The sequence below is a fragment of the Bradyrhizobium sp. UBA2491 genome, assembly GCF_002341725.1.
GTDB lineage: Bacteria > Pseudomonadota > Alphaproteobacteria > Rhizobiales > Xanthobacteraceae > Bradyrhizobium.
Map to the genome: position 1 here is coordinate 153,393 of NZ_DDOP01000059.1, position 21,908 is coordinate 175,300.

Below are 21,908 nucleotides of genomic sequence, written 5' to 3' on the forward strand. Positions count from 1 at the left end.
TCATGCTGTTCTTCGTCGCGCGCAGGCTCCTGTATCTGGTGCCGGTGCTGATCGCGGTCTCGGTTCTGACCTTCGTGATCGCCTCTCTGCTGCCTGGCGATCTGGCCTATGTGATCCTCGGCGATCAGGCGACGCCGGAGAACGTCGCCGCCCTGCGCCACGACATGGGGCTCGATCAGCCGATCTGGCTGCGCTATCTGGGCTGGCTGTGGCACATCCTGCAAGGTGATTTCGGACGATCGTTCCGCACCGGGCAGACCGTGTGGCAGGCCGTCAGCGAGCGCATTCCGGTCTCGTTCGAGCTGATGATCCTGGCCGAGCTGATCGGACTTGCGATCGGCGTGCCGCTCGCGATCGCCTGCGCGGCCAAGGCCGGCAGTGCGTTCGACCGCTTCATGACCGGTTCGGCCTTCGGCATGCTGTCGGTGCCGACCTTCCTGTCCGCGATCCTGCTGATCTATCTGTTCGCGGTCGAGCTGCGGATATTGCCGGCGACCGGCTACGTGCCGTTCACCGAGGACCCGGTCGCCAATCTGCGCTTCATGGTGCTGCCGGCACTGACGCTCGGGCTTGCGGAATGGCCCGGCATCATGCGGGTGCTGCGCTCCGACATGATCGCAGCGCTTCAGGAGGACTACATCGCGCTCGCCAAGGCGAAGGGACTGAAGCCGTCGCGCATCCTGTTCGTGCACGCGCTGAAGCCGTCGTCGCTGACGCTCGTTACCATCACCGGCATCAATATCGGCCGGCTGATCGGCGGCACCGTCATCGTCGAATCGATCTTCGCTTTGCCGGGGATCGGCCGTCTGCTGGTCGGCGCGATCTACACCCGCGACCTCATCATCCTGCAAGGCGTGGTGCTGCTGGTCGCCGCGGGCTTCGTGATCATGAATTTCATCGTCGACATGCTGTACGCTCTGCTCGACCCGAGGATCCGCCATGGCCACGCTTGAGCTCAGCCTCGAGGACGAGGCCGGCGCGGCACCGGCCCGTCGCCGTCGCAGGCTTGGCTTGCTGTTCTGGTTCGCGATCGGCTGGATGGTGCTGGTGTTCGCGGTCGCGATCTTCGCCGACCTGTTGCCGCTGCCGAGCCCGACCGACATGGACATGCTCGAACGAAGGGCGCCGATCTCCGCCGAGCACTGGCTCGGTACCGACGGGCTCGGCCGTGACGAGCTGTCGCGGCTGATCTATGGGGCGCGCATCTCGCTGATCGTCGGCCTGTGCGCGCCGATGATCGGGGTCACCATCGGCGGCGCGCTCGGCATGCTCGCCGGCTATTTCCGCGGCCGTTTCGAATCCTTCGTGGTCGGCAGCATGGACGTGCTGCTGGCGTTCCCGCCGCTGATCCTGGCGCTTGCAGTCACGGCCTATCTCGGCCAGTCGATCTTCAACCTGACCTGCATCCTCGGCGTGCTCGGTATTCCCGCCTTCATGCGGGTGGCGCGGGCTGCAACCCTGTCGCTGGCGCGGCGCGAATTCGTCATCGCGGCGCAGGCGCTCGGTGCCACGCACACCCGTATCCTGCTGCGCGAGCTGCTGCCCAACGTGCTGTTGCCGCTGCTCGCCTTCTTCCTGCTTGGCGTCGCGGTCACCATCGTGGTCGAGGGATCGCTGTCGTTCCTCGGCCTCGGCGTGCCGCCGCCGATCTCGAGCTGGGGCAGCATGATCGGGGAGGGACGCGAGAGCCTCGAGGTGGCACCACAGCTCGCCTTCATTCCGGCGATCGCGATGTTCCTGACCGTGCTCGCCTTCAACCTGATCGGCGACACCATCCGCGCGCTGACCGACCCCAGGCAGGGTGCGCTATGAGTAGCGTGTTGCTCTCGGTCGAGAATGCGGTCGTCGACCTGCCGACGCCGCGCGGCAATCTGCGGGCGGTGGATCATGTCGATCTCGCCGTCGGCGCCGGCAGGACGCTCGGCATCGTCGGCGAGTCCGGTTGCGGCAAGACCATGCTGTCGCGCGCGATCCTGCAATTGCTGCCCAAGAAGGCCAAACTGTCCGGCCGCGTGATGTTCGATGGGCAGGACCTGACAAGGTTGTCCGCGGAGAAATTGCGCAAGCTGCGCGGCCGCTCGCTCGCGGTGGTGTTCCAAGACCCGATGACCTCGCTCAATCCGGTGTTGACCATCGGCACCCAGTTGATCGAGACCATCCAGGAACATCTCGAGCTCGATCTCGCCCAGGCGAGGCAGCGCAGCATCGAACTGTTGGCGGCGGTCGGCATTCCCGCGCCCGAGCAGCGCCTGGCGCAATATCCGCACCAGCTCTCAGGCGGCATGCGCCAACGCGTCGCGATCGCAGTCGCACTGTCGTGCGAGCCGAAGCTGCTGATCGCGGACGAGCCGACCACCGCGCTCGATGTCACGATCCAGGCCCAGATCCTCGATCTCCTGGCGCGCGAGCAGCAGCGCCGCCACATGGCGATGATCATCATCACCCATGATCTCGGCGTGGTCGCCGGCCGTACCGATGAGGTCGCGGTGATGTATGCGGGCCGCGTCGTCGAGCGCGCGCCGACGCCTGCCTTGTTCAAGCGGATGCGGATGCCCTACACCGAGGCGCTGCTCGCCGCGCTGCCGAAGCTCGACGTCGCGCCGCATACGCCGCTGCCGGCGATCTCGGGGCGGCCGCCCGATCCGACCCGGCCGCTCAAGGGCTGCTCGTTCTCGCCACGCTGCCGCTATTCCGCCGAGCGCTGCGGCGCGGAGAAGCCGCAGCTCAGCCCGGCGGAGACACCGGAGCATCTCTACGCCTGCTTCCATCCGATCGCAGCAGGGGTTGGCGCATGATGTTGCAGGCTGCATCCAACCCGCTGATGAAGGTGGAAAACCTCGTCGTTGAATACTCGGTCGGCGGCAAGACCATCCATGCGGTCTCCGACGTCAGCCTCGAGATCGGGCGGGGCGAAACGCTCGGGCTGGTCGGCGAATCCGGCTGTGGCAAATCCACGCTCGGCCGCGCGGTGCTGCAATTGCGTCAGGCGGTTTCCGGCAAGGTGCTGTTCGACGGCCACGATCTCACCACGCTGAAGGGCGAGGCGCTGCGCCAGATGCGCCGGCGCGTGCAACTGATCTTCCAGGACCCGATCGCCTCGCTCAATCCGCGGCGGCGGATCGGCGACATCGTCGCCGAACCGCTGGTGATCGCCGGCGTCAAGGATCCCGAGGAACGCAAGCGGCGGGTGGCCGAGGTGTTGTCGGCGGTCGGCCTCGACCCGGCGCTGGTCAGCGGCCGGCTGCCGCATGAATTCTCCGGCGGGCAATGCCAGCGCATCTGCATCGCCCGCTCGCTGGTGCTCAATCCGGAGTTCGTGATCTGCGACGAGCCGGTGTCGGCGCTCGACGTTTCAATTCGTGCCCAGATCCTCAATTTGCTGGAGGAGATGAAGGCGCGCTACGGCCTGACCTTGCTGTTCATCGCCCACGACCTTGCCGTGGTGAAGGCGGTCTCGGATCGGGTCGCGGTGATGTATCTCGGCCGGCTCTGCGAGGTCGGACCCTCCGAGCAGTTGTTCGCGCGGCCTGCGCATCCCTATACCGCGCTGCTGATCGAGGCGATCCCGGTGCCCGATCCGGATGTGCGCCCGACCCAGAGCGTGCCGGTCGGCGAACCGCCGTCGCCGATCGCGCCGCCCTCCGGCTGCCGCTTCCGCACCCGCTGTCCGCGGGCCGATGCGCGTTGTGCCAGTGAGGTGCCGGACCTGCGCATGGTTGCGCCCGGCCAGTTCGCGGCTTGCCATCATCCGCTGGTCTGAACAATGAGCCTCGGAATTGGCTTGCGAGCCGGTCGCATGGCGGCTTGCTCGAAAACGGGGGCATCAACGTTTGTCCCCGGAGGGCAGGCGTGGCAAGGTCCGCTGCAACAACAAGCTTCGGGAGAACAGCGATGAAGAGTTTCCAGGTCGTCGATTTCAACGCCCCCTTGAAGGAGGTCGATCAGCCGACGCCGCAGCCGTCGGGCACGCAGGTGCTGATCAAGGTCAAGGCCGCCGGCGTCTGCCACAGCGACCTGCACATCTGGGAGGGCGGCTACGACCTCGGCCATGGCCGCAAGCCGCTGTCGCTCAAGGATCGCGGCGTCTCGCTGCCGCGGACGATGGGGCATGAGACGGTCGGCGAAATCGTGGCCTTCGGCCCCGACGTCAAGGACGCCGACAAGGGCGGCCTCAAGATCGGCGACGTCGCGCTGGCCTATCCCTGGCTCGGCTGCGGCAAATGCCCGACCTGCCTCGGCGGCGACGAGAACATGTGCGCGATCAAGCCGAATGCGCTCGGCGTCTATTGCGACGGCGGCTATGCCGATCACATGACGGTGCCGCATCCGAAATATCTGCTCGACCTCGGGGGGCTCGATCCGGTCACCGCCGCGCCCTACGCCTGCTCGGGAGTCACCACCTACAGCGCGCTGAAGAAGGTCGAGAAGGATCTCGACACGCCGATCGTGATCTTCGGCGCCGGCGGCCTCGGCCTGATGGCGCTGTCGCTGCTGAAGGCGATGGGCGGCAAGGGCGCCATCGTGGTTGATATCGACGCCAAGAAGCGCGAAGCGGCCGAGGCTGCCGGCGCGCTCGCAACCGTCGACGGCAAGGCGCCGGATGCGCTGGAGCAGCTCGTCAAGAAGGCCGGCCAGCCGATCCGCGCCGCGATCGACCTGGTCGGCAACGCCCAGACCTCGCAGCTCGGCTTCGACTGCCTGACCAAGGGCGGCAAGCTCGTGATCGTCGGCCTGTTCGGCGGTGGCGCGACCTGGGCACTGCCGCTGATCCCGATCAAGGCGGTCACCATCCAGGGCAGCTATGTCGGCAACCTCCGCGAGACCCAGGAGTTGCTCGACCTCGTGCGCACCAAGAAGATTCCGGCGATCCCGGTCACGCCGATGCCGCTGGCGAAGGCGAACGAGGCGCTGACCAATCTGCACAAGGGGCAACTCGTCGGCCGCGCCGTGCTGACGCCGTAGGTATCGGCCGTCAGTGCGAGGAGCCAACGGGTCGCGCGAACGCGCGCCCGATGACAGGCTCCGCGACCAAGCAATCCATATCTCCGCAGGCTGCGGCATGGATTGCTTGGCGTCGCTCGTAATGACGGACGCAACGTTACCTGTCGACTACCGGAGATACCCCATGCCCGCCAACGACACGCTCCACATCGCCGTTCTCGGCGGCGACGGTATCGGCCCCGAGGTGATGGCGCCGGCGCTCGAGGTGCTGCGCAAGATCGAGGCATCGGCCGGCCTCAAATTCCGCTTCACCGAGGCGGCGGCCGGCGCCGGCCACTACAAGGAGACCGGCAAGTCGATGCCGGAGAGCACGATCCGGCTGTGCGAGGAGGCGGATGCGATCCTGCTCGGCGCCTGCGGATTGCCGTCGGTGCGCTATCCCGACAACACCGAGATCGCGCCGCAGATCGAATTGCGCATGATCTTCGATCTCTATGCCGGCGTGCGGCCCGCGCGATTGATTCCGGGCGTGCCGAGCACGATCGTCGGGGCCGACCAGAAGGGCATCGATCTCGTCGTGATCAGGGAATCCACCGAGGGCCTGTTCGCCTCGATGGGCAAGGGCGTCGTCACCGACAGCGAGGCGCGCGAGACGATGGTGATCACGCGCCACACCTCCGAGCGGCTGTTCCAGTTCTCGTTCCGGCTTGCCGAGCGTCGCAAGGCGCGCGGCAAGGCCAATAGCGGGCTGACCTGCGTCGACAAGGCGAACGTGTTCAAGGCATTCGCCTTCTTCCGCAACATCTTCGACGAGACGGCGAAGCGTCATCCCGACGTCAAGGCCGATCACCTCTACATCGACGCGACCGCGGCTGCGCTGGTGAAGCGCCCATGGGACTTCGACGTGATGGTCACCGAGAACATGTTCGGCGACATCCTGTCGGACCTCACCGCCGGCCTGATCGGCGGCATGGGCATGGCGCCGTCAGCCGATATCGGCGACCGCTACGCGGTGTTCCAACCTTGCCACGGCACCGCGCCCGATATCATGGGGCAGGGCAAGGCGAACCCGACCGCGATGATCCTGTCGACTGCGATGATGCTGGACTGGCTCGCCGACAAGCACGGTATCGAGAGCGCCGCTGAGGCCGCCGAAAACATCGAGCGCGCGGTCGACAGGGTCTATGCCGACGGCATCAAGCCGTTCGAGTTCGGCGGCAGCAGCGGCACGGCCGATGTCGCGAAGGCCGTGCTGGCGGCGCTTTAGCGCCGCGACTGAGGGGGCCGAAGCCCCCTCGTGACGGTTAGCGGCGATGTCCGCCGTGATGTCCACCACCATGATGTCCACCACCATGATGTCCGCCGCCGTGGCGGCCGCCATGATGGCGATGACCGTGATGGTGGCGAGGCTGGACGTGCGGACGATGATGCCATCCGTGATGGCGCGGACCGTAATAGCCGTAACCGCCCGGCTGCCAGTAGCAGCGGCCCCAGCGGTCGCAAACCTGGCGCACCTTGTCGACGTTGGAGGTTTCGCCTGCGATGTGGCTGGCCTGCGGAAGTCCGTTCGGCACCGCCGATGCCGCGCCGGACATCAGCACTGCGCTGCCAAGCGCGGCCAGTCCAATAACAGCAAGCTTGATATTCATTGAGATCTCCTTGGTTGAAGCCTGAAAACGTCCATGCGGCCGCTTGGTTGCTGCGACAAAAAAGACGAGCACGTGCACTTGGTTTGAGGTGCGATGGTTCAACGCAGGAAATGCGGGGGTTGTGAGATGACACGGCGCGCGGGCGACAATTGGCCGCGCGACAGAATGGCGACGCACGCATCGGCCCCGATGTCCCGGGCGTTCAGAGCCCGCCGCGAAAGTCGGCGCAAATGCGTCGCCATGCGCGGCCAAACAAAAAGCGCTGCCATCGTGGACGGCAGCGCTTCGACATCTTCCTGGTCGGAACGGCATGTGGCGGTCGCGATGACCGGCCACAGCTCAGTCCCGGCGGCGTAGCGGATCGCGTCGCGGCACCGCGATCCGATCCGTGGCTCAGTCCTCGTTGGCGGCGATCGATTCCATCAGCGACACCAACTGGCGCTGCACGGTCTGATCCTTGATCTTGCTGTAGGCGCGCAGCAACCGGAGGCTGAACGCGCTGTCGAGGAACAACAGGCTCTCGACTTCGCGGGCCTTGTTGTCGCCATCGTAGAAGAAGGTGACCGGCACATCGAGCGCGGTCGCAATCTGCTGAAGGCGGGCGGCGCCGACGCGGTTGACGCCCTTCTCGTACTTCTGAACCTGCTGGAAGCTGACACCAAGCTTGTCGCCGAGTTCAGCCTGCGAGATCTTCTGCTCGACACGGCGCAGGCGAATTCGCTTGCCCAACTCAATGTCCGGCTTGCCGGCACTGCGCTGCTTCATCTTCTTTGCTGCTGATCTGTTCATTCTTGTGACCCGTCCTTCAATCGGAAATCCCTGGCCCGGCTAGGTCAGGGACACGTTCATGATGTACCGCGTTAAGCTCGAGTGGATCGTCGGTTCGTCGTGAACTACGAAAATCCAGGAAGATCGCGGGATGGTATCCAAGCGCACATCCGGGTTGGAAGCGTGCGTATTTGGAAGCACCCAATTACCGACACGGCCGACTACCTGAAGTCGATCGCGCCGAGGTGTCTATCAACACCCCGCCCTCTACATTTGGCAAAATATTGACCAAATCACAACTAGCGCGAGTTTGATCGACACAGATTTTGCGCGCATGCTTACCGGGCGGCAATGCATTGCGCCCGTAGTTCTACGGGCAACTATATTGTACGGGCGTCTTAGTATGGATGCAACCCCAGCTAGTGCAGCCTGAGGTCGCGCAGACGGTGCGCGGTTGCTTGACTGAATCGCCGGGGATGAGAAAGTTTGAGGTAAGTGCAAGTCAGGCTTTCGGAATGTTGCTGGACAATTACCCAAAAGTTCTGAATCATCGGGAACAATTGTGCGCCTACGACATTCCGGCGAATCCTGGCGGGAGAGGCCAATGAAGCGGAAGAAGGCCACGCCTCGACTCTACCTCGCGGCTTCGGGAGTGGAAGATATGCCGGTCGCAAATGCGGAAGAAAGGTTGCTGGCGCTGCTTGCAACCCTGGAAGAATGTCAGGCTTTTCTGACCGACCGGGCCAGCACGGAAACGGCGCGGCTGTTGTCGCTCGCCATCCTCGAACTCCGGATGGAGCTCCACAAGGTGACCGATTCCGAGTTGAAGGCCCTGTGTGACATGATCGCGTCGGACGATCACACCGAGGAGCCGGCGGCGCTGAAGCGGCTGCCGCCATACTTGAAAATCGTCAAATAAGCCCGCTTCGAAGCAAGTCATCCGGGATCAACTGACGTACCCCCGCGCACCACGCGGGGATTTCGTTTATCAGCGAGCGCACGATTCCGAAGCTTCGTGAGCCCAGTGGTGAGGCCATTGCGCCCGAGTTCCTGCGCGCAGCCTCCGCGCAAAGGCGGTCTGCGTTTCTCTCGATTGAAGACTTCGCTTTTGCGGAACCTGCCTTAGCCCGCGGTGACGTCGACTGCCTCGCTGCCTTCGAGCACCCGGCGGGCCTGGTCACGGTCCAGGTCACCCTCCCACGCCGCGACCACGACGGTGGCGACGCAGTTGCCGATCAGATTGCCGACCGCGCGCGCCATCCCGATGAACCAGTCGACCGAGAGCACCAGCACGAGGCCGATTGCCGGGATGCTCGGCACCGCGTTGAGCGTCGCTGCCAGGATGACGATCGCCGAGCCCGGAACGCCGTGCGCGCCCTTCGAGGTGATCAGCGACACGCCGAGCACCAGCAGCAGGTCGCCGAACGACAGCGGGGTATTGGTCGCCTGCGCGATGAACACGACCGCGAGCGTCAAATAGATCGAGAAGGCATCGAGATTGAACGAGTAACCGGTCGGGATCACGAGGCCGACAACCGAGTCCTTGACGCCGAGCCGCTCCAGCTTGCGCATGACCTGCGGCAGCACCGCGTCGGACGATGCGGTGGCGAGCACGATCATCAGTTCCTCGCGCAGGTAACCGAGGAACTTGAGCAGGTTGACGCCGGCGAGCGCCATCACCCCGCCGAGCACGCCGAGCACGAACACCGCGACCGCGACGTAGAACAGCGCCACCAGCGATAGCAGCTGCTTCAGCGAGCCGACGCCATATTTGCCGACCGTATAGGCGACGGCGCCGAGCACGCCGATCGGTGCGAAGCGCACGATCAGGCCCATGGCGCGGAACAGCACGGTCGAGACCGCATCGATGAAGGAGGAGATTCGCTCGCCCTTCTCGCCGCCGACCAGCGCCAGGCTGACGCCGAAGATGATCGCGAAGAACAGCACCTGTAGCACGTCGTTGCGCGACAGCGCGTCGAACGAGGTGGTCGGGATGATGTTGAGCAGGAAGCTGCCGACGCCTTCGCCCTTCAGCTTCTGCGCGTTGCTGGCATAGTTGCCGAGCGCCTTGGCATCGAGCGTCGAGGTATCGATGTTCATGCCGTGGCCGGGCCCGAACAGATAGGCGAGCAGCAGGCCGACCACCAGCGCGACCGTCGTCATCGTCTCGAAATACACCAGCGCCTTGACGCCGACGCGTCCCACCTTCTTGAGATCGCCAGCGCCGGCGATGCCGTGCACCACCACGCAGAACACGATCGGTGCCACGATCATCGAGATCAGCTTCAGGAAGGCATCGCTGAAGATCTTCAGCCCGATCGCGAAATCCGGTGCGGCCATGCCGATCACGATGCCGAGCAGCAGCGCGACCAGCACCTGGACGAACAGCGACGTATAAAGCGGCTTGCGGGCCGTGGTGGCTTCCGCTGCGATGGTCGACATGACATCCCCCTGTCTCTGGCCGTTATTCCTGCCGGCCGGACCCGCGACATCTTAGCAACTTGCGTGCCAAGATGTCGCAGGATTGGTGTGAATATCGGTCAATCGCCGACGTCGAGGGAGCTGGTCAGGGTGTAAACGACGCCCTGGGGCAGGAAGTCCACGGTGGCTTCGCCGCCGAGTTGGTCGCGGGCACTGCGCTCGATCAGCCGGGAGCCGAAGCCGCGCCGCACCGGTGCCGTGACCTGTGGTCCGCCGGCCTCGGTCCAGATCATCCGGAGCTTCGGCTCGGGGCCTTCCTGCAGCATTTCCCAGTCCAGCGTCACCGTGCCGGTGTCGTTGGACAATGCGCCATATTTGGCCGCGTTGGTGGCCATTTCGTGCATGATCATCGACAGCACCAAAGCAAGCCGTGGCGACAGCGGCACCCGCGGTCCGAACATCTTGACCCGCTCCGAAGCGTTCAGCAGATAGGGCCGCAGCACGCGGCTGACCACGTCCTGAAGGTCGGAGCCCTGCCATTTGTCGGTCGAGAGCAGATTGTGGGCCTCGGCGAGCGCGCCGAGCCGCCCCTCGAATTTCTCGCGTTCGGCGCGGCTCGCGCTGCGGAAGGTCTGCGTGGCGATCGATTGCAGGATCGCCAGCGTATTCTTGACCCGGTGGTTGAGCTCCTCGATCAGGAGGCCGTGCAGCATCTCGCCGCGCGCGATCGTGGTCGCCATCCGCACCGCGAAGCCGAGGCCGACCAGCAGCAGGAAGCCGCCGATCACGCTGGTGATCGCCAGCGAGCGCCACAGCGGCGCCACCAGCGAGCCCTCGGAGATTCCCGCGGCGACGGTCCAGCCGGTGACGCGCGACCGGGTGAAGCCGGTGATCAGGGCCACGCCTTCGAGCGAGACGGTCGGCAGCGTCGCTTCGCTTTGGCGGAACATCTCGGCAAACAACGTCGGCGAGGCGCGCTGTCCGATGGTCGCCTGCGGATTTGGCACACGGGCGAGGTTGACGCCTTCGCTGTCGAAGATCGAGATGGTCCAGTCCTGGTTGAGGCGCTGCTTCTCGATCATGGCCTGGAAGACTCCGATCGGCGGACTGAAGGAGATGTCGTAGAGCACCTCGCCGTCGCGGATCACCGGCACCTCGACGGTGATGATCAGGCGCTGCTTCACCGCGCCGAAGAACAGGTTGGAGTATTGCGGCTGCCGGGTCGCAAACACCTTCTCGACGATCTCGAGATTGTTGCGCGGCGGCAGGCTCGCGGTATCCGGCGTCAACGAGGAGAACGCCTGGTGTCCCGTGCGGTCGGCCACCAGCACCACGCCGTCCTTGCCGTATTGCTCGAGAAAGCCCGCGGCGATGCGACGAAAATTGGCGAAATCGCCGTCGCGCAGCGAGTTGGTCAATGCCAACACCTGCAGGCCGCCGGTCATCCGCTGCATTTCGGCGTCGAGCAGCAGGCGGATGTTGCGGGCGGTCTCGAGCACGCGCTGCGTGGCGGCCTGGCGGTCCCGCTGGTAATTGTGGAAGACGATACCGACCGCGAAAATGATCAGCGGTAACATCGTTCCCGCGACCAGAAGCGCGAGACGCACTGGCAATGTCAGTTTCGGCACGAAGTCCCCGGGTCGGTGCCCATTTGCGGTGAGCTTAGGGGAAGCGGGAAATATCCGCCAAAGGAAATGACTGGTGGTCGGAAAAGTTCCGCGGCGCCGCGAGCATGATCCGGAAAAGTGTGAAGCGGCTTTTCCGAAAACATCATGCTCACATGAGCTGCGCGCCGCGGAATAACGTCAGGTCAGAGGTTGCTCTCGGTGATCGCGGCGTAGACCATGGTACGCAGCTCGCGCCGCAACGGATAGGCGCTCGATGGCAGCACCTGGGTCATGAAGATCGTGATCAGCTCTTCGGCCGGATCGATGAAGAAAGAGGTCGTCGCCGCGCCGCCCCAGTTGAATTCGCCCGGGCTGCCCGCGATCAGCGTCTGCGCCGGGTGCATGGTGACGGCGAAGCCGAGGCCGAAACCGATTCCGTTATAGGCGGCTTCGGCGAACATCGAACGCGACATCGCCGGCAGGTCGACGCCGCCGGGTAGGTGGTTGGACGCCATCAGCTTCAGCGTCTTCGGGCCGAGCAGGCGGACGCCGCCGAGCTCGCCGCCATTGAGCAGCGCCCGGCAGAAGGTCAGATAGTCGGCCGCGGTCGAGCACAGCCCGCCGCCGCCCGAGATCAGCGAGGGCGGTGACAGGAACGTGCTGGTCGTCGGATCGTCCTGCAAGGTCAACGTGCCCTTGCGCTCGGCGGCGAGCGGGTTGAAGCCGCCCTGCGGATCGGCGGAATAGCAGGCCGCAAAGCGGTGCGCCTTGTCGGCCGGCACGAAGAAATCGGTGTCGTTCATGCCGAGCGGCTTGAAGATCCGCTCCTTGAGGAATTGCTCGAACGGCATGCCTGCGATCTTGCCGACGAGATAGCCGAGCACGTCGGTCGAAACCGAGTAATTCCAGGCTTCGCCCGGCGAGAACTCCAGTGGGATCTTCGCCAGATCCTCGATTATGCCGTCGAGCGTGCCGGCCTTGATGACCTCGCCGATCTTCTTCTCGCGATAGGCGGCGTCGACATTGGAGCGCTGCTGGAAGCCGTAGGTCAGGCCCGAGGTGTGGCGCAGCAGGTCGACGATCTGCATCGGCCGCGTCGGCGGGCGGGTCAGGAAGGCGGGCGCGGTGCCGGCGACGAACACGCCGAGGTTCTTCCATTCCGGGATGTACTTTGCGACCGGCTCGTCGAGCGCGACCTTGCCTTCCTCGACCAGCATCATGAAGGCGACCGACGTGATCGGCTTGGTCATCGAATAGATGCGGAAGATCGTGTCGTCCTTCATCGGCGCCTTGCGCTCGAGGTCGGCGAAGCCCTGGACGGTGGAATGCACGATCTTGCCGCGGCGATAGATCAGGAGCTGGGTGCCGGGAAAGCGGCCGGAATCGAGATAGCGGCTCTTCAGATGCGCTTCGAGGCGATCGAGGGCTGCGGTCGACATTCCCGCGGATTCGGGCGAGGCAGGCGTGGGGGCTAACATCGGGCGTTTCTCCGGCTGCGAGGCCGCCTTGATAGCCGAAAAGTGTCCGTTGCACCAATCGGCCGCCGCTTACCGGCTCCGGGCCGGTGGTGTACGCTCGTCCCTGCAATCGCGCCCTCAAGGGCCCTAAGGGGAACGCCGAGATGACCCAGTTCAACGAAACCGAGCTCACCGCAGCCGTAATCCGCAGCTTCGACCAGACGCCCGATCCGCGAGCCAAGTTCCTGTTGCAGGAATTGGTGAAGTCGCTGCACGACTATGTGAGCAAGACCAATCTCACCTTCGAGGAGTGGGACCACGCGATCGGTTTCCTGACTCGCACCGGACAGAAATGCACCGACATCCGCCAGGAATTCATCCTGCTCTCCGACGTGCTCGGCGTCTCGATGCTGGTGGACGCGGTCAACCACAGGGATCGCGACGGCGCCACCGAGACCACCGTGCTCGGGCCGTTCTATGTCGGCGAGCACAAGGTGACGCCGCACGGCACCGACATCTCGGCGAGCCTGCCCGGCGAGCGCATGTTCGTGCAAAGCCGCGTCACCGACCTCGACGGCAAGCCGCTGGCCAATGTGCCGGTCGATGTCTGGCACGCGGACGATGACGGATTCTATGACTCGCAGAAGCCGAGCTACGCGACCGAGGGCGCCTCGTCGCGGGCGCGCTTCATCACCGATGCCGACGGCCGTTTCTTCTTCCGCACCATCGTGCCGTGCAGCTATCCGATCCCGACCGACGGTCCGGTCGGCCAGATGATCACGCAAACCAACCGCCATCCGATGCGGCCGGCGCATGTGCATTTCCTGGTCAACGCCAAGGGCCATGAGCCGTTGATCACCCATGTCTTCATCGAGGGCGACGAGTACATTGACTCCGATGTGGTGTTCGGCGTGAAGGACGAACTGATCGCCAAGGTCGAACGGCGCACCGATCCCGTGATGCCCGATGGCCAGCGCTCGGACGGCCCGTGGAGCCTGATGAGTTACGAATTCCATGTGAAGCCCGGCGGCGGCATGGCGCCCGCGCCGCTCGGCACCAAGGTCACCGAGGACGCCTGATCGCTATCATCAAAAGCGCCTGCTCAATCCTTGTGCGACGCACAAGGATTGAGCGAAGCGCAAGTTTTGGCAGCGCGCGCACCGTTCGCATGCGCTGCGACAAGTTGCGCAAAACATTGCGGTAAAATCCATTTTTGCACTGCGGTAGCTTGGCACAAGGCTTGAATAGTGAGCTGCCGACGCCATTGAAGCCGTCCCTCGAGGCCACCCCATCGGAGTTCTGACGCCGCCAGACCGGGCCTCCCCGGTGCATGCCCTGTTGCGCCCTGCGCGCGTCGCGATCCGGCGGATGGTGCTCGACGCACAGCCGCATCACCGCAACGCAACGACGCAGAGGACGACCGATGACCAAGCCCAGCAACACGCCCCCGAACCGTGCGATCAGTCGTCGCCGGCTCCTGAAGGCAACCAGCGGCGCCGCCGCGCTGCTCGCCGCAGCCAAGCTCAACTTTCCCGCCGGCGCGTTCGCGCAGGGTGCGGGTCCCGAAGTGAAGGGCGCCAAGCTCGGCTTCATCGCGCTGACCGATGCCTCGCCGCTGTTCGTCGCCAAGGAGAAGGGCATCTTCGCCAAATACGGCATGCCCGACGTCGACGTGCAGAAGCAGGCTTCGTGGGGCACCACGCGCGATAATCTGGTGCTCGGCTCCGAAGGCAATGGCATCGACGGCGCGCACATCCTGACGCCGATGCCGTATCTGATTTCGGCCGGCAAGGTGACGCAGAACAATCAGCCGACGCCGATGTACATCATGGCGCGGCTCAATCTGAATGGTCAGTGCATCTCGGTCGCCAAGGAATATGCCGACCTCAAGATCGGCGTCGACACCGCACCGTTCAAGCCGGCGCTGGAGAAGAAGAAGGCGAGCGGCAAGGCCATCAAGGCGGCGATGACGTTCCCGGGTGGCACGCATGATCTGTGGATCCGCTACTGGCTCGCCGCCGGCGGCATCGATCCCGACAAGGACATCGAGACCATCGTGGTGCCGCCCGCGCAGATGGTCGCCAACATGAAGGTTGGCACCATGGACTGCTTCTGCGTCTGCGAGCCGTGGAATTTGCAGCTGATCCATCAGGACATCGGCTACACCGCGATCACGACCGGCGAGCTCTGGGACAAGCACCCGGAGAAATCGTTCGGCCTGCGCGCCGCCTGGGTCGACAAGAACCCGAAGGCCGCCAAGGCGCTGCTGATGGCGGTCATGGAAGCCCAGCAGTGGTGCGAGAAGGCCGAGAACCGCGAGGAGACCGCGGCGATCTGCGCCAAGCGGCAGTGGATCAACTGTCCGGTGGAAGACATCACCGATCGCATGAAGGGCAAGTTCGACTACGGCACCGGCCGCGTGGTCGAGAACTCGCCGCAGCAGATGCGGTTCTGGAAGGACAACGCGTCCTATCCCTATCAGAGCCACGATCTCTGGTTCCTGACCGAGGATATCAGGTGGGGCAAGTATGAGGCGGGCTTCGACACCAAGGCGCTGATCGCCAAGGTCAACCGCGAGGATCTCTGGAAGGAGGCCGCCAAGGAGCTTGGCGTCACCGACATTCCGGCCTCGACCTCGCGCGGCAAGGAGACCTTCTTCGACGGCAAGGTGTTCGATCCTGCCGATCCCGCCGCGTACCTGAAGTCGCTGTCCATCAAGCGTGTCGATGTCTGAGCCCGACAGGGCCGCGCTCTCTTGCGCTGCCCGTCGCCTGACCATGGAGATTTTTGTTCAATGTCGATGCCTGCCATAAAGACCGAACTGTCGGCGGTGGCGATCCCGCAGGCCGCCGCGGCGCCGGTCGTGACCATGACACCGAAGCGCGCACCGCGTACCGAGACCTACGCCAGGATGGCGAAGGAGACCGCGGCGCGTGTGTTGCCGCCGCTGATCGTGATCGCGCTGCTGCTCGTCGTGTGGGAGTTGATCTGCCGGCGCGCCGGCTCCAGCCTGCCGCCGCCGTCAAAGGTGTTCAAGGACACCAAAGAGCTGATCCTCGATCCGTTCTTCGACCATGGCGGCATCGACAAGGGCCTGTTCTGGCATCTCTCCGCCAGCCTGCAGCGGGTCGCCTATGGCTACTCGCTGGCAGCGATCGCCGGCATCGCGCTCGGCACGCTGGTCGGCCAGTCGGTGTGGGCGATGCGCGGGCTCGATCCGTTGTTCCAGGTGCTGCGCACGATCCCGCCGCTTGCCTGGTTGCCGCTGTCGCTTGCCGCGTTCCGCGACGGCCAGCCCTCGGCGATCTTCGTCATCTTCATCACCTCGGTCTGGCCGATCATCATCAACACCGCGGTCGGCATCCGCAACATCCCGCAGGACTACCGCAACGTCGCCGCGGTGGTGCAGCTCAATCCGCTGGAGTTCTTCACCAAGATCATGATCCCGGCGGCCGCGCCCTACATGTTCACCGGCCTGCGCATCGGCATCGGCCTGTCATGGCTCGCAATCGTTGCGGCCGAGATGCTGATCGGTGGCGTCGGCATCGGCTTCTTCATCTGGGATGCGTGGAATTCCTCGCATATCAGCGAAATCATCCTGGCGCTGTTCTATGTCGGCATCATCGGCTTCGTGCTCGATCGCCTCATTGCGGGCGCGGGCAAAGTCGTGACCCGCGGCACGGCGGCGAACTGAGGAGGCAAGACATGCAGGCCTATCTGAAGCTCGACCACATCGACAAGACGTTTGCCCGAGGCAATGTCACGACGGAGGTCCTGAAGGACATCAACCTGACCATCGATCAGGGCGAATATGTCTCGATCATCGGCCATTCCGGCTGCGGCAAGTCGACCTTGCTCAACATCGTCGCCGGCCTCACCGGCGCCACCAATGGCGGCGTGCTGCTGGAGAACCGCGAGGTCAATTCGCCGGGACCGGATCGCGCCGTCGTGTTCCAGAACCACAGCCTGTTGCCGTGGCTCACGGTCTACGAGAACGTCAAGCTCGGCGTCGACAAGGTGTTCGCCAGGACCAAGAGCAGGGCCGAGCGAGAGGCCTGGGTGATGCACAATCTCGGCCTGGTGCAGATGGCGCATGCCAGGGACAAGCGGCCGAGTGAGATCTCCGGCGGCATGAAGCAGCGCGTCGGCATCGCGCGGGCGCTTGCGATGGAGCCGAAGGTGTTGCTGCTCGACGAGCCGTTCGGCGCGCTCGATGCGCTGACCCGGGCGCATCTGCAGGATTCGGTGATGGCGCTGCACCAGAAGCTTGGCAACACCATCCTGATGATCACCCACGACGTCGACGAGGCGGTGCTGTTGTCGGACCGTATCGTGATGATGACCAACGGCCCGAGCGCGCGGATCGGCGAGGTGCTCGAAGTGCCCTTGGCGCGTCCGCGCAAGCGGCTCGAGCTCGCGACCAACGCCAGCTACCTGAAATGCCGGCAGCGCGTGCTCGAATTCCTCTATGAGCGGCACAGCTTCGTCGAGGCGGCATGAGCAAGCCACGGCCCACGTGAAAGGTTTTTCTGCCCCGCCGCAATGGCGCTGCGGGAAACATCGTGCACGGAGGCACACATGACGGAAGACCAGGTCAAGCTCGTCCAGGAGTCCTTCAGCAAGGTTGCGCCGATCTCGGCGCAGGCGGCGGTCACCTTCTATGACCGGCTGTTCGAGGTCGCGCCCGGCGTGAAGGCGATGTTTCCCGCTGACCTGACCGAGCAGCGCAAGAAGCTGATGGCGACGCTCGCCGTCGTGGTCAATGGCTTGAATGATCTGCCGTCGGTGCTCCCCGCCGCGAGCGCGCTCGCCAAACGTCATGTCGGCTACGGCGCCAGGCCCGAGCACTATCCGGTGGTCGGCGGCGCATTGCTGTGGACTCTCGAGAGAGGCCTTGGCGAAGCCTGGACGCCCGAAACTGCCGCCGCGTGGACCGCGGCTTACGGCACGCTGTCCGGATACATGATTGCGGAAGCCTATGGCAGCGCGCAGGCAGCGGAATAGGCATGTTGTCGTCGGCGCACGCCGCGACGTCTGTTCCGCTGCGAGCGGAAACCTAACCGCGTCATTGCGAGCGAAGCGAAGCAATCCAATCCTCCGCTTGCGGAGGAATAGATTGCTTCGTCGCTATCGCTCCTCGCAATGACGAGAGGATCGATCTATGGTCCACCCCGTTCCGCCAACGGGTGAACCAAAAATGATGTTCCTGGAAACGCCGCCGAAACTGATCCCGACCGACATCTTCTCCGCCATGCCGGCCGACTTCCGCCGCAAGGTGGCGAGCGAATGGGCCGATGCCAACCGGCCTGGGGCGGTGACCGACTGTTTCATCGAGGGGCCGTCGTTCGATGCCGAGGGCAATCTCTACATCGTGGACATTCCGTTCGGCCGCATCTTCAGGATCGCGCCCGACAGGACCTGGTCGCAGGTCGCCGAATATGACGGCTGGCCGAACGGGCTGAAGATCGACGCCAGCGGACGGATCCTGATCGCCGACTACCGGCACGGCTTGATGGAGCTCGATGCCGGCACCGGCAAGGTCACGCCGCTGCTGCGGTCGCGCAATTCGGAGTCGTTCCGCGGCTGCAACGATCTGCACATCGCCACCAACGGTGACATCTATTTCACCGACCAGGGCCAGACCGGCCTGCACGATCCGACCGGCCGGGTCTATCGGTTGCGGGCGGGCGGCGCGCTCGACTGCCTGATCGACACCGGCATCAGTCCGAACGGCCTGGTGCTCGATCCGCACGAGGCGGTGCTGTTCGTCGCCATGACGCGCGACAACGCGGTGTGGCGTGCGCCATTCATGAAGGACGGCAGCGTCTCCAAGGTCGGCCGCTTCTGCTCGCTATTCGGCCCGAGCGGGCCCGACGGCATGACGATGGACAAAGCAGGGCGGTTGTTCGTCGCGCACGCCTCGCTCGGCCACGTCTTCGTGTTCGCGCCGAACGGCGAGTGCATCGCGCGGATCAAGTCCTGCGCCGGACCAAGCTGCACCAATGTCGCGATCGGTGGCTCCAACCGCGACCGTCTCTACATCACGGAATCGGCGACCGGCAGCGTGCTGGTCGCCGACATCAGCGGGCTCGGCTAGTCCGCCGATGTCCGGCGTCGCCTAGGCTGCGGCGCCGCGCCGTTCGGGAAACGGCGAATGATAGAGCCAGGCGAGCTTGTCGCAGAACTGCTCGAGGCTGGTCTCCCGCATCAGCTGGTTGCGCAGCAGCGCGTGCACGCCGGCCGGATGATAGACATGGGTGCCGAGTTCGCGGGCTTGCAACTGGACTCGCGCCGTGCGCATCAGCCGGACCTGCCGGTATCTCTCCAGCGCAGGTTCGAACGCGTCGGGTATGTCGCCCAGCAAGTCCGCGAGCCAGACCGCATCCTCCAGCGCCATGCAGGCGCCCTGCGCAAAATATTGCAGCATCGGATGCGCGGCGTCGCCGAGCAGCACCACGCGGCCGTCGACCCAGCGCTCGATGGGGTCGCGGTCACAGGTCACCCACGCCTTCCAGTCCTTGCCGTGGTGAATGATCGCCTTGGCGCGGGGATGGATGTCGCGGAAATTCTCCAGGACTTCGTCGTGGCTCACCGGCCTGGCCGCGAAAGCCTCCAAGGGATCGTTGTGGCAAGTGATGGCGAGGTTGAAGACCTTCCAGCCGGACAGCGGATAATGCACCAGATGGCACTTCGCGCCGGCCCACAAGGTGGCAGCGTTCCAGCGCAGATCCTCCGGCATTTGCTCGGTCGGGATCACCGAGCGGTAGGTGGTGTGGCCCGCGATCCGCGGCGGACCGTCATCGACCATCTGCTGGCGAATCCGCGACCTGAGCCCGTCGGCGCCGATCAGGAGGCGGCCCGTGACGCGCTCGCCGGATTTCAGCCGCGCCACGACTGCGGTGCCGTCCTGGTCATATCCGACCACGTCGCAATCGCTGCGCAGCGTGATGGCGGGATCGGCCTCGCAGGCGCGCAGGAAGATGCTGTGCAGATCGCCGCGGTGGACCACCGCATAGGGATTGCCGAAGCGGCGGCGGAAATAGTCGGTCAGGTCGACGCTGGTGATCTCCTCGGCGGAGATCGCATCCATCAAGCGCAGCTGGTCGATGAACACCGCGGTCGCGCGGGCGGCATCGCCGAGACCGAGATGGTCGAAGGCATGGAAGGCGTTCGGGCCGAGCTGGATGCCGGCGCCGATCTCCTGATAGCGCGCGGCGCGCTCCAGGACGGTGATCTGGAATCCCTTGCGGGCCAGCGCGACCGCAGCCGCCAGTCCGCCAATGCCGCCGCCTGCGATGATGATCGGATCCCTGCGCATGTCCTCTCCCTGATGGTTGCTATTTCCTCGGTATCTTGCGCCGGCGCCCCGCCATGGCTTTGGCTTCGGGTTTCGATTCCCGCGGCTCCTTCGGCGTCGCCGCGGCGGGCACCTCGATCAGGCCGGCCTCGACCTCGTGCTCGAGCCGATCGAGATTCTTGTAGAGTTCGACCAGCAACTGCTTGAGTTCGGCGGCGGCCTTCGCCGACATCGCGCCGGTAGCGACCTCTTCGTAATATTGCGCGATCGGCATCAGCCGGCCGGCCAGTTCGGCGCCCTTCGGCGTCAGCGCGACCTGCAGGCTGCGTTGGTCGTTCTCCGGCCGGTCACGCGTCAAGAGCCCGGCGCGGCTCATCTCGGCGACGATGCGCGACAGTGTCGAGACATCGGCCGAGGTCAGCTCGGCGATCTCGCCGAGCCGCAGCGGATGTCCCTGCTCCGACAACGCGGCGAGCACGCGGTACATCGGCAGCGTCAACTTCTCGTGACGAATGACGCGGGAAAACAGATCGCCCATCCGCACGCCCAGTCGGGCGAGCAGATAGGGCAGCGAATTCGAAAATCGATACATGGGCTTAGGTCCGGGCTTGAGTCCTGGCGGGAGGTCTCCGCCCGGAATAGCCGCCGGTCCTCGCATCGACAACAGTTGCATATCAATTATTTGCATTTGCAACATTACCATTGACAAATATCTGGACCGGATGTCTCCTCCTGTCAACACGGAAACGGGCCCGAGCCGGAAAGGACGACGCCATGCGGGGAAAGATCGCGCTGGAGGAGCACTTCGCCATCGAGGAGACGGTCAAGGACAGCGCGGGCTTCTCGCCGGCCGACGACTGGACCGAGCTCAAGGCCCGGCTGCTCGACATCCAGGACCGGCGCCTCGCCGAGATGGACGCGCACGGCATCGAGATGATGCTGCTGTCGCTCAACGCGCCGGCGATCCAGGCCATTCCCGACGTCGAGCGCGCGCTGGAGCTGTCGCGTCGCGCCAACGATTTCCTCGCCGAGCAGGTGGCGCGCCGCCCGCAGCGCTTCCAGGGCCTCGCCGCACTGCCGATGCAGGATCCCGAGGCCGCCGCGCGCGAGCTCGACCGCTGCGTCAGCGCGCTGAAGTTTCGCGGCGCCCTGGTCAACGGCTTCAGCGAAGTCGAGGGCCATGACGGCGCGCTGTACTACGACCGCAAGGAGTTCTGGCCGTTCTGGTCGGAGGTCGAGCGGCTCGACGTTCCCTTCTATCTCCACCCGCGCAATCCGCTCGCGAAGGACGCCGCGATCTATGAGGGCCATCGCTGGCTGATGGGGCCGACCTGGGCGTTCGGCCAGGAGACCGCCGTGCATGCGCTGCGACTGATGGGCTCCGGCCTGTTCGATGCCCACCCGAGGCTGCAGATCATCATCGGCCATATGGGCGAGGGCCTGCCATATTCGATGTGGCGGGTCGACAACCACAACAAGTGGATGCGCGCGCAGAACGTCTATCCGGCCAAGCGCAAGATCGCCGACTACTTCCGCGAGAACTTCTACATCACGACATCGGGCAATTTCCGCACCCAGGCCCTGATCGACGCGATGCTCGAGATCGGCGCCGACCGCATCCTGTTCTCGGCCGACTGGCCGTTCGAGAACATCGATCACGCCGTCGAATGGTTCGACACCGCGACCATCTCCGAGGGCGACCGTTTCAAGATCGGCTGCGGCAACGCCCGCAGGCTGTTCAAGCTCTAGGAGTGCGCCGTCCAACCTG

At 64.8% G+C, this 21,908-nt stretch carries 21 protein-coding genes; 14 read left to right on the top strand and 7 right to left on the bottom strand.

Going from position 1 to position 21,908, the window contains the following annotated elements; translation table 11 throughout:
- The first annotated feature begins 2 nt into the window (after window positions 1-2).
- The 6 genes from B2W55_RS19635 to B2W55_RS19660 all read left to right on the top strand — a co-directional run bounded on the left by B2W55_RS19635 (window position 3) and on the right by B2W55_RS19660 (window position 6,208).
- The gene (locus B2W55_RS19635; protein ID WP_024580840.1) at window positions 3-953 is read left to right on the top strand and encodes an ABC transporter permease; all 951 of its coding nucleotides are present in this window, start codon (window positions 3-5) and stop codon (window positions 951-953) included.
- Window positions 940-1,812: an ABC transporter permease gene (locus tag B2W55_RS19640; protein WP_024580841.1), complete on the top strand. Its 873-nt coding sequence runs from the start codon at window positions 940-942 to the stop codon at window positions 1,810-1,812. Before B2W55_RS19635 ends, B2W55_RS19640 begins: the two co-directional genes overlap by 14 nt.
- Window positions 1,809-2,795: an ABC transporter ATP-binding protein gene (locus B2W55_RS19645; protein ID WP_024580842.1), complete on the top strand. Its 987-nt coding sequence runs from the start codon at window positions 1,809-1,811 to the stop codon at window positions 2,793-2,795. The genes B2W55_RS19640 and B2W55_RS19645 overlap by 4 nt, the downstream gene beginning before the upstream one ends.
- Window positions 2,792-3,760 carry an ABC transporter ATP-binding protein gene (locus B2W55_RS19650; protein ID WP_024580843.1) on the top strand — a complete coding sequence of 323 codons (969 nt, stop codon included), beginning with the start codon at window positions 2,792-2,794 and terminating at the stop codon, window positions 3,758-3,760. Before B2W55_RS19645 ends, B2W55_RS19650 begins: the two co-directional genes overlap by 4 nt.
- 131 nt (window positions 3,761-3,891) lie before the next feature.
- Complete coding sequence (locus tag B2W55_RS19655; protein WP_024580844.1) at window positions 3,892-4,962, top strand: alcohol dehydrogenase; 1,071 nt, start codon at window positions 3,892-3,894, stop codon at window positions 4,960-4,962.
- 163 nt (window positions 4,963-5,125) lie between these two features.
- Complete coding sequence (locus B2W55_RS19660) at window positions 5,126-6,208, top strand: isocitrate/isopropylmalate dehydrogenase family protein (RefSeq protein ID WP_024580845.1); 1,083 nt, start codon at window positions 5,126-5,128, stop codon at window positions 6,206-6,208.
- 37 nt (window positions 6,209-6,245) lie between these two features.
- On the opposite strand, the gene B2W55_RS19665 is transcribed toward B2W55_RS19660, so the two are convergent.
- Both B2W55_RS19665 and B2W55_RS19670 read right to left on the bottom strand, forming a co-directional pair.
- Window positions 6,246-6,590, bottom strand: coding sequence for a hypothetical protein (locus tag B2W55_RS19665; RefSeq protein ID WP_080891027.1), 345 nt, complete (start codon window positions 6,588-6,590; stop codon window positions 6,246-6,248).
- 393 nt (window positions 6,591-6,983) lie between these two features.
- Window positions 6,984-7,379, bottom strand: coding sequence for a helix-turn-helix domain-containing protein (locus B2W55_RS19670; RefSeq protein WP_016844123.1), 396 nt, complete (start codon window positions 7,377-7,379; stop codon window positions 6,984-6,986).
- A gap of 583 nt (window positions 7,380-7,962) precedes the next feature.
- Between B2W55_RS19670 and B2W55_RS19675 the strand changes: the two genes are divergently transcribed.
- Window positions 7,963-8,277: a hypothetical protein gene (locus B2W55_RS19675; RefSeq protein WP_051404279.1), complete on the top strand. Its 315-nt coding sequence runs from the start codon at window positions 7,963-7,965 to the stop codon at window positions 8,275-8,277.
- 203 nt (window positions 8,278-8,480) lie between these two features.
- Here the strand turns inward: B2W55_RS19675 and B2W55_RS19680 are convergent, their stop codons facing one another.
- The 3 genes from B2W55_RS19680 to B2W55_RS19690 form a co-directional block, all read right to left on the bottom strand.
- Window positions 8,481-9,800, bottom strand: a complete 1,320-nt coding sequence (locus tag B2W55_RS19680; protein WP_024580847.1) for a dicarboxylate/amino acid:cation symporter — start codon at window positions 9,798-9,800, stop codon at window positions 8,481-8,483.
- 98 nt (window positions 9,801-9,898) lie between these two features.
- Complete coding sequence (locus B2W55_RS19685) at window positions 9,899-11,356, bottom strand: sensor histidine kinase (RefSeq protein ID WP_043855517.1); 1,458 nt, start codon at window positions 11,354-11,356, stop codon at window positions 9,899-9,901.
- A gap of 233 nt (window positions 11,357-11,589) precedes the next feature.
- The gene (locus tag B2W55_RS19690; protein ID WP_024580849.1) at window positions 11,590-12,864 is read right to left on the bottom strand and encodes a serine hydrolase domain-containing protein; all 1,275 of its coding nucleotides are present in this window, start codon (window positions 12,862-12,864) and stop codon (window positions 11,590-11,592) included.
- Between the two features lie 143 nt (window positions 12,865-13,007).
- On the opposite strand from B2W55_RS19690, the gene B2W55_RS19695 reads away from it, so the two are divergent.
- From B2W55_RS19695 to B2W55_RS19720, 6 genes are all read left to right on the top strand, one after another.
- The gene (locus B2W55_RS19695) at window positions 13,008-13,922 is read left to right on the top strand and encodes a dioxygenase (protein ID WP_024580850.1); all 915 of its coding nucleotides are present in this window, start codon (window positions 13,008-13,010) and stop codon (window positions 13,920-13,922) included.
- 344 nt (window positions 13,923-14,266) lie between these two features.
- Window positions 14,267-15,577, top strand: coding sequence for a CmpA/NrtA family ABC transporter substrate-binding protein (locus B2W55_RS19700; RefSeq protein ID WP_024580851.1), 1,311 nt, complete (start codon window positions 14,267-14,269; stop codon window positions 15,575-15,577).
- Window positions 15,578-15,637: 60 nt separating this feature from the next.
- Window positions 15,638-16,537: a nitrate ABC transporter permease gene (ntrB, locus tag B2W55_RS19705; protein ID WP_024580852.1), complete on the top strand. Its 900-nt coding sequence runs from the start codon at window positions 15,638-15,640 to the stop codon at window positions 16,535-16,537.
- Window positions 16,538-16,548: 11 nt separating this feature from the next.
- On the top strand, window positions 16,549-17,343 hold the full coding sequence (locus B2W55_RS19710; protein WP_024580853.1) for an ABC transporter ATP-binding protein: 795 nt from the start codon (window positions 16,549-16,551) through the stop codon (window positions 17,341-17,343).
- A gap of 78 nt (window positions 17,344-17,421) precedes the next feature.
- Window positions 17,422-17,847: a globin family protein gene (locus B2W55_RS19715; protein WP_024580854.1), complete on the top strand. Its 426-nt coding sequence runs from the start codon at window positions 17,422-17,424 to the stop codon at window positions 17,845-17,847.
- Between the two features lie 193 nt (window positions 17,848-18,040).
- Complete coding sequence (locus B2W55_RS19720) at window positions 18,041-18,940, top strand: SMP-30/gluconolactonase/LRE family protein (RefSeq protein WP_024580855.1); 900 nt, start codon at window positions 18,041-18,043, stop codon at window positions 18,938-18,940.
- Between the two features lie 21 nt (window positions 18,941-18,961).
- On the opposite strand, the gene B2W55_RS19725 is transcribed toward B2W55_RS19720, so the two are convergent.
- Window positions 18,962-20,161: a 3-hydroxybenzoate 6-monooxygenase gene (locus B2W55_RS19725; RefSeq protein ID WP_024580856.1), complete on the bottom strand. Its 1,200-nt coding sequence runs from the start codon at window positions 20,159-20,161 to the stop codon at window positions 18,962-18,964.
- 19 nt (window positions 20,162-20,180) lie between these two features.
- Window positions 20,181-20,732 (bottom strand): MarR family winged helix-turn-helix transcriptional regulator, encoded by a 552-nt coding sequence (locus B2W55_RS19730; protein ID WP_024580857.1) that lies wholly within the window; start codon window positions 20,730-20,732, stop codon window positions 20,181-20,183.
- A gap of 182 nt (window positions 20,733-20,914) precedes the next feature.
- Between B2W55_RS19730 and B2W55_RS19735 the strand changes: the two genes are divergently transcribed.
- Entirely contained in the window at window positions 20,915-21,889 is a 975-nt protein-coding gene (locus B2W55_RS19735; RefSeq protein ID WP_024580858.1) for an amidohydrolase family protein, read from the top strand.
- Window positions 21,890-21,908: the final 19 nt, after the last annotated feature.

Coding starts and splice junctions, on each gene's coding strand:
- B2W55_RS19690 (WP_024580849.1), bottom strand. CDS start 12,864: ATGTTAGCCCCCACGCCTGCCTCGCCCGAATCCGCGGGAATGTCGACC.
- B2W55_RS19730 (WP_024580857.1), bottom strand. CDS start 20,732: ATGTATCGATTTTCGAATTCGCTGCCCTATCTGCTCGCCCGACTGGGC.
- B2W55_RS19640 (WP_024580841.1), top strand. CDS start 940: ATGGCCACGCTTGAGCTCAGCCTCGAGGACGAGGCCGGCGCGGCACCG.
- B2W55_RS19725 (WP_024580856.1), bottom strand. CDS start 20,161: ATGCGCAGGGATCCGATCATCATCGCAGGCGGCGGCATTGGCGGACTG.
- B2W55_RS19665 (WP_080891027.1), bottom strand. CDS start 6,590: ATGAATATCAAGCTTGCTGTTATTGGACTGGCCGCGCTTGGCAGCGCA.
- B2W55_RS19650 (WP_024580843.1), top strand. CDS start 2,792: ATGATGTTGCAGGCTGCATCCAACCCGCTGATGAAGGTGGAAAACCTC.
- B2W55_RS19735 (WP_024580858.1), top strand. CDS start 20,915: ATGCGGGGAAAGATCGCGCTGGAGGAGCACTTCGCCATCGAGGAGACG.
- B2W55_RS19700 (WP_024580851.1), top strand. CDS start 14,267: ATGACCAAGCCCAGCAACACGCCCCCGAACCGTGCGATCAGTCGTCGC.
- B2W55_RS19660 (WP_024580845.1), top strand. CDS start 5,126: ATGCCCGCCAACGACACGCTCCACATCGCCGTTCTCGGCGGCGACGGT.
- B2W55_RS19675 (WP_051404279.1), top strand. CDS start 7,963: ATGAAGCGGAAGAAGGCCACGCCTCGACTCTACCTCGCGGCTTCGGGA.
- B2W55_RS19720 (WP_024580855.1), top strand. CDS start 18,041: ATGATGTTCCTGGAAACGCCGCCGAAACTGATCCCGACCGACATCTTC.
- B2W55_RS19635 (WP_024580840.1), top strand. CDS start 3: ATGCTGTTCTTCGTCGCGCGCAGGCTCCTGTATCTGGTGCCGGTGCTG.
- ntrB (WP_024580852.1), top strand. CDS start 15,638: ATGTCGATGCCTGCCATAAAGACCGAACTGTCGGCGGTGGCGATCCCG.
- B2W55_RS19670 (WP_016844123.1), bottom strand. CDS start 7,379: ATGAACAGATCAGCAGCAAAGAAGATGAAGCAGCGCAGTGCCGGCAAG.
- B2W55_RS19645 (WP_024580842.1), top strand. CDS start 1,809: ATGAGTAGCGTGTTGCTCTCGGTCGAGAATGCGGTCGTCGACCTGCCG.
- B2W55_RS19685 (WP_043855517.1), bottom strand. CDS start 11,356: ATGTTACCGCTGATCATTTTCGCGGTCGGTATCGTCTTCCACAATTAC.
- B2W55_RS19695 (WP_024580850.1), top strand. CDS start 13,008: ATGACCCAGTTCAACGAAACCGAGCTCACCGCAGCCGTAATCCGCAGC.
- B2W55_RS19715 (WP_024580854.1), top strand. CDS start 17,422: ATGACGGAAGACCAGGTCAAGCTCGTCCAGGAGTCCTTCAGCAAGGTT.
- B2W55_RS19680 (WP_024580847.1), bottom strand. CDS start 9,800: ATGTCGACCATCGCAGCGGAAGCCACCACGGCCCGCAAGCCGCTTTAT.
- B2W55_RS19710 (WP_024580853.1), top strand. CDS start 16,549: ATGCAGGCCTATCTGAAGCTCGACCACATCGACAAGACGTTTGCCCGA.
- B2W55_RS19655 (WP_024580844.1), top strand. CDS start 3,892: ATGAAGAGTTTCCAGGTCGTCGATTTCAACGCCCCCTTGAAGGAGGTC.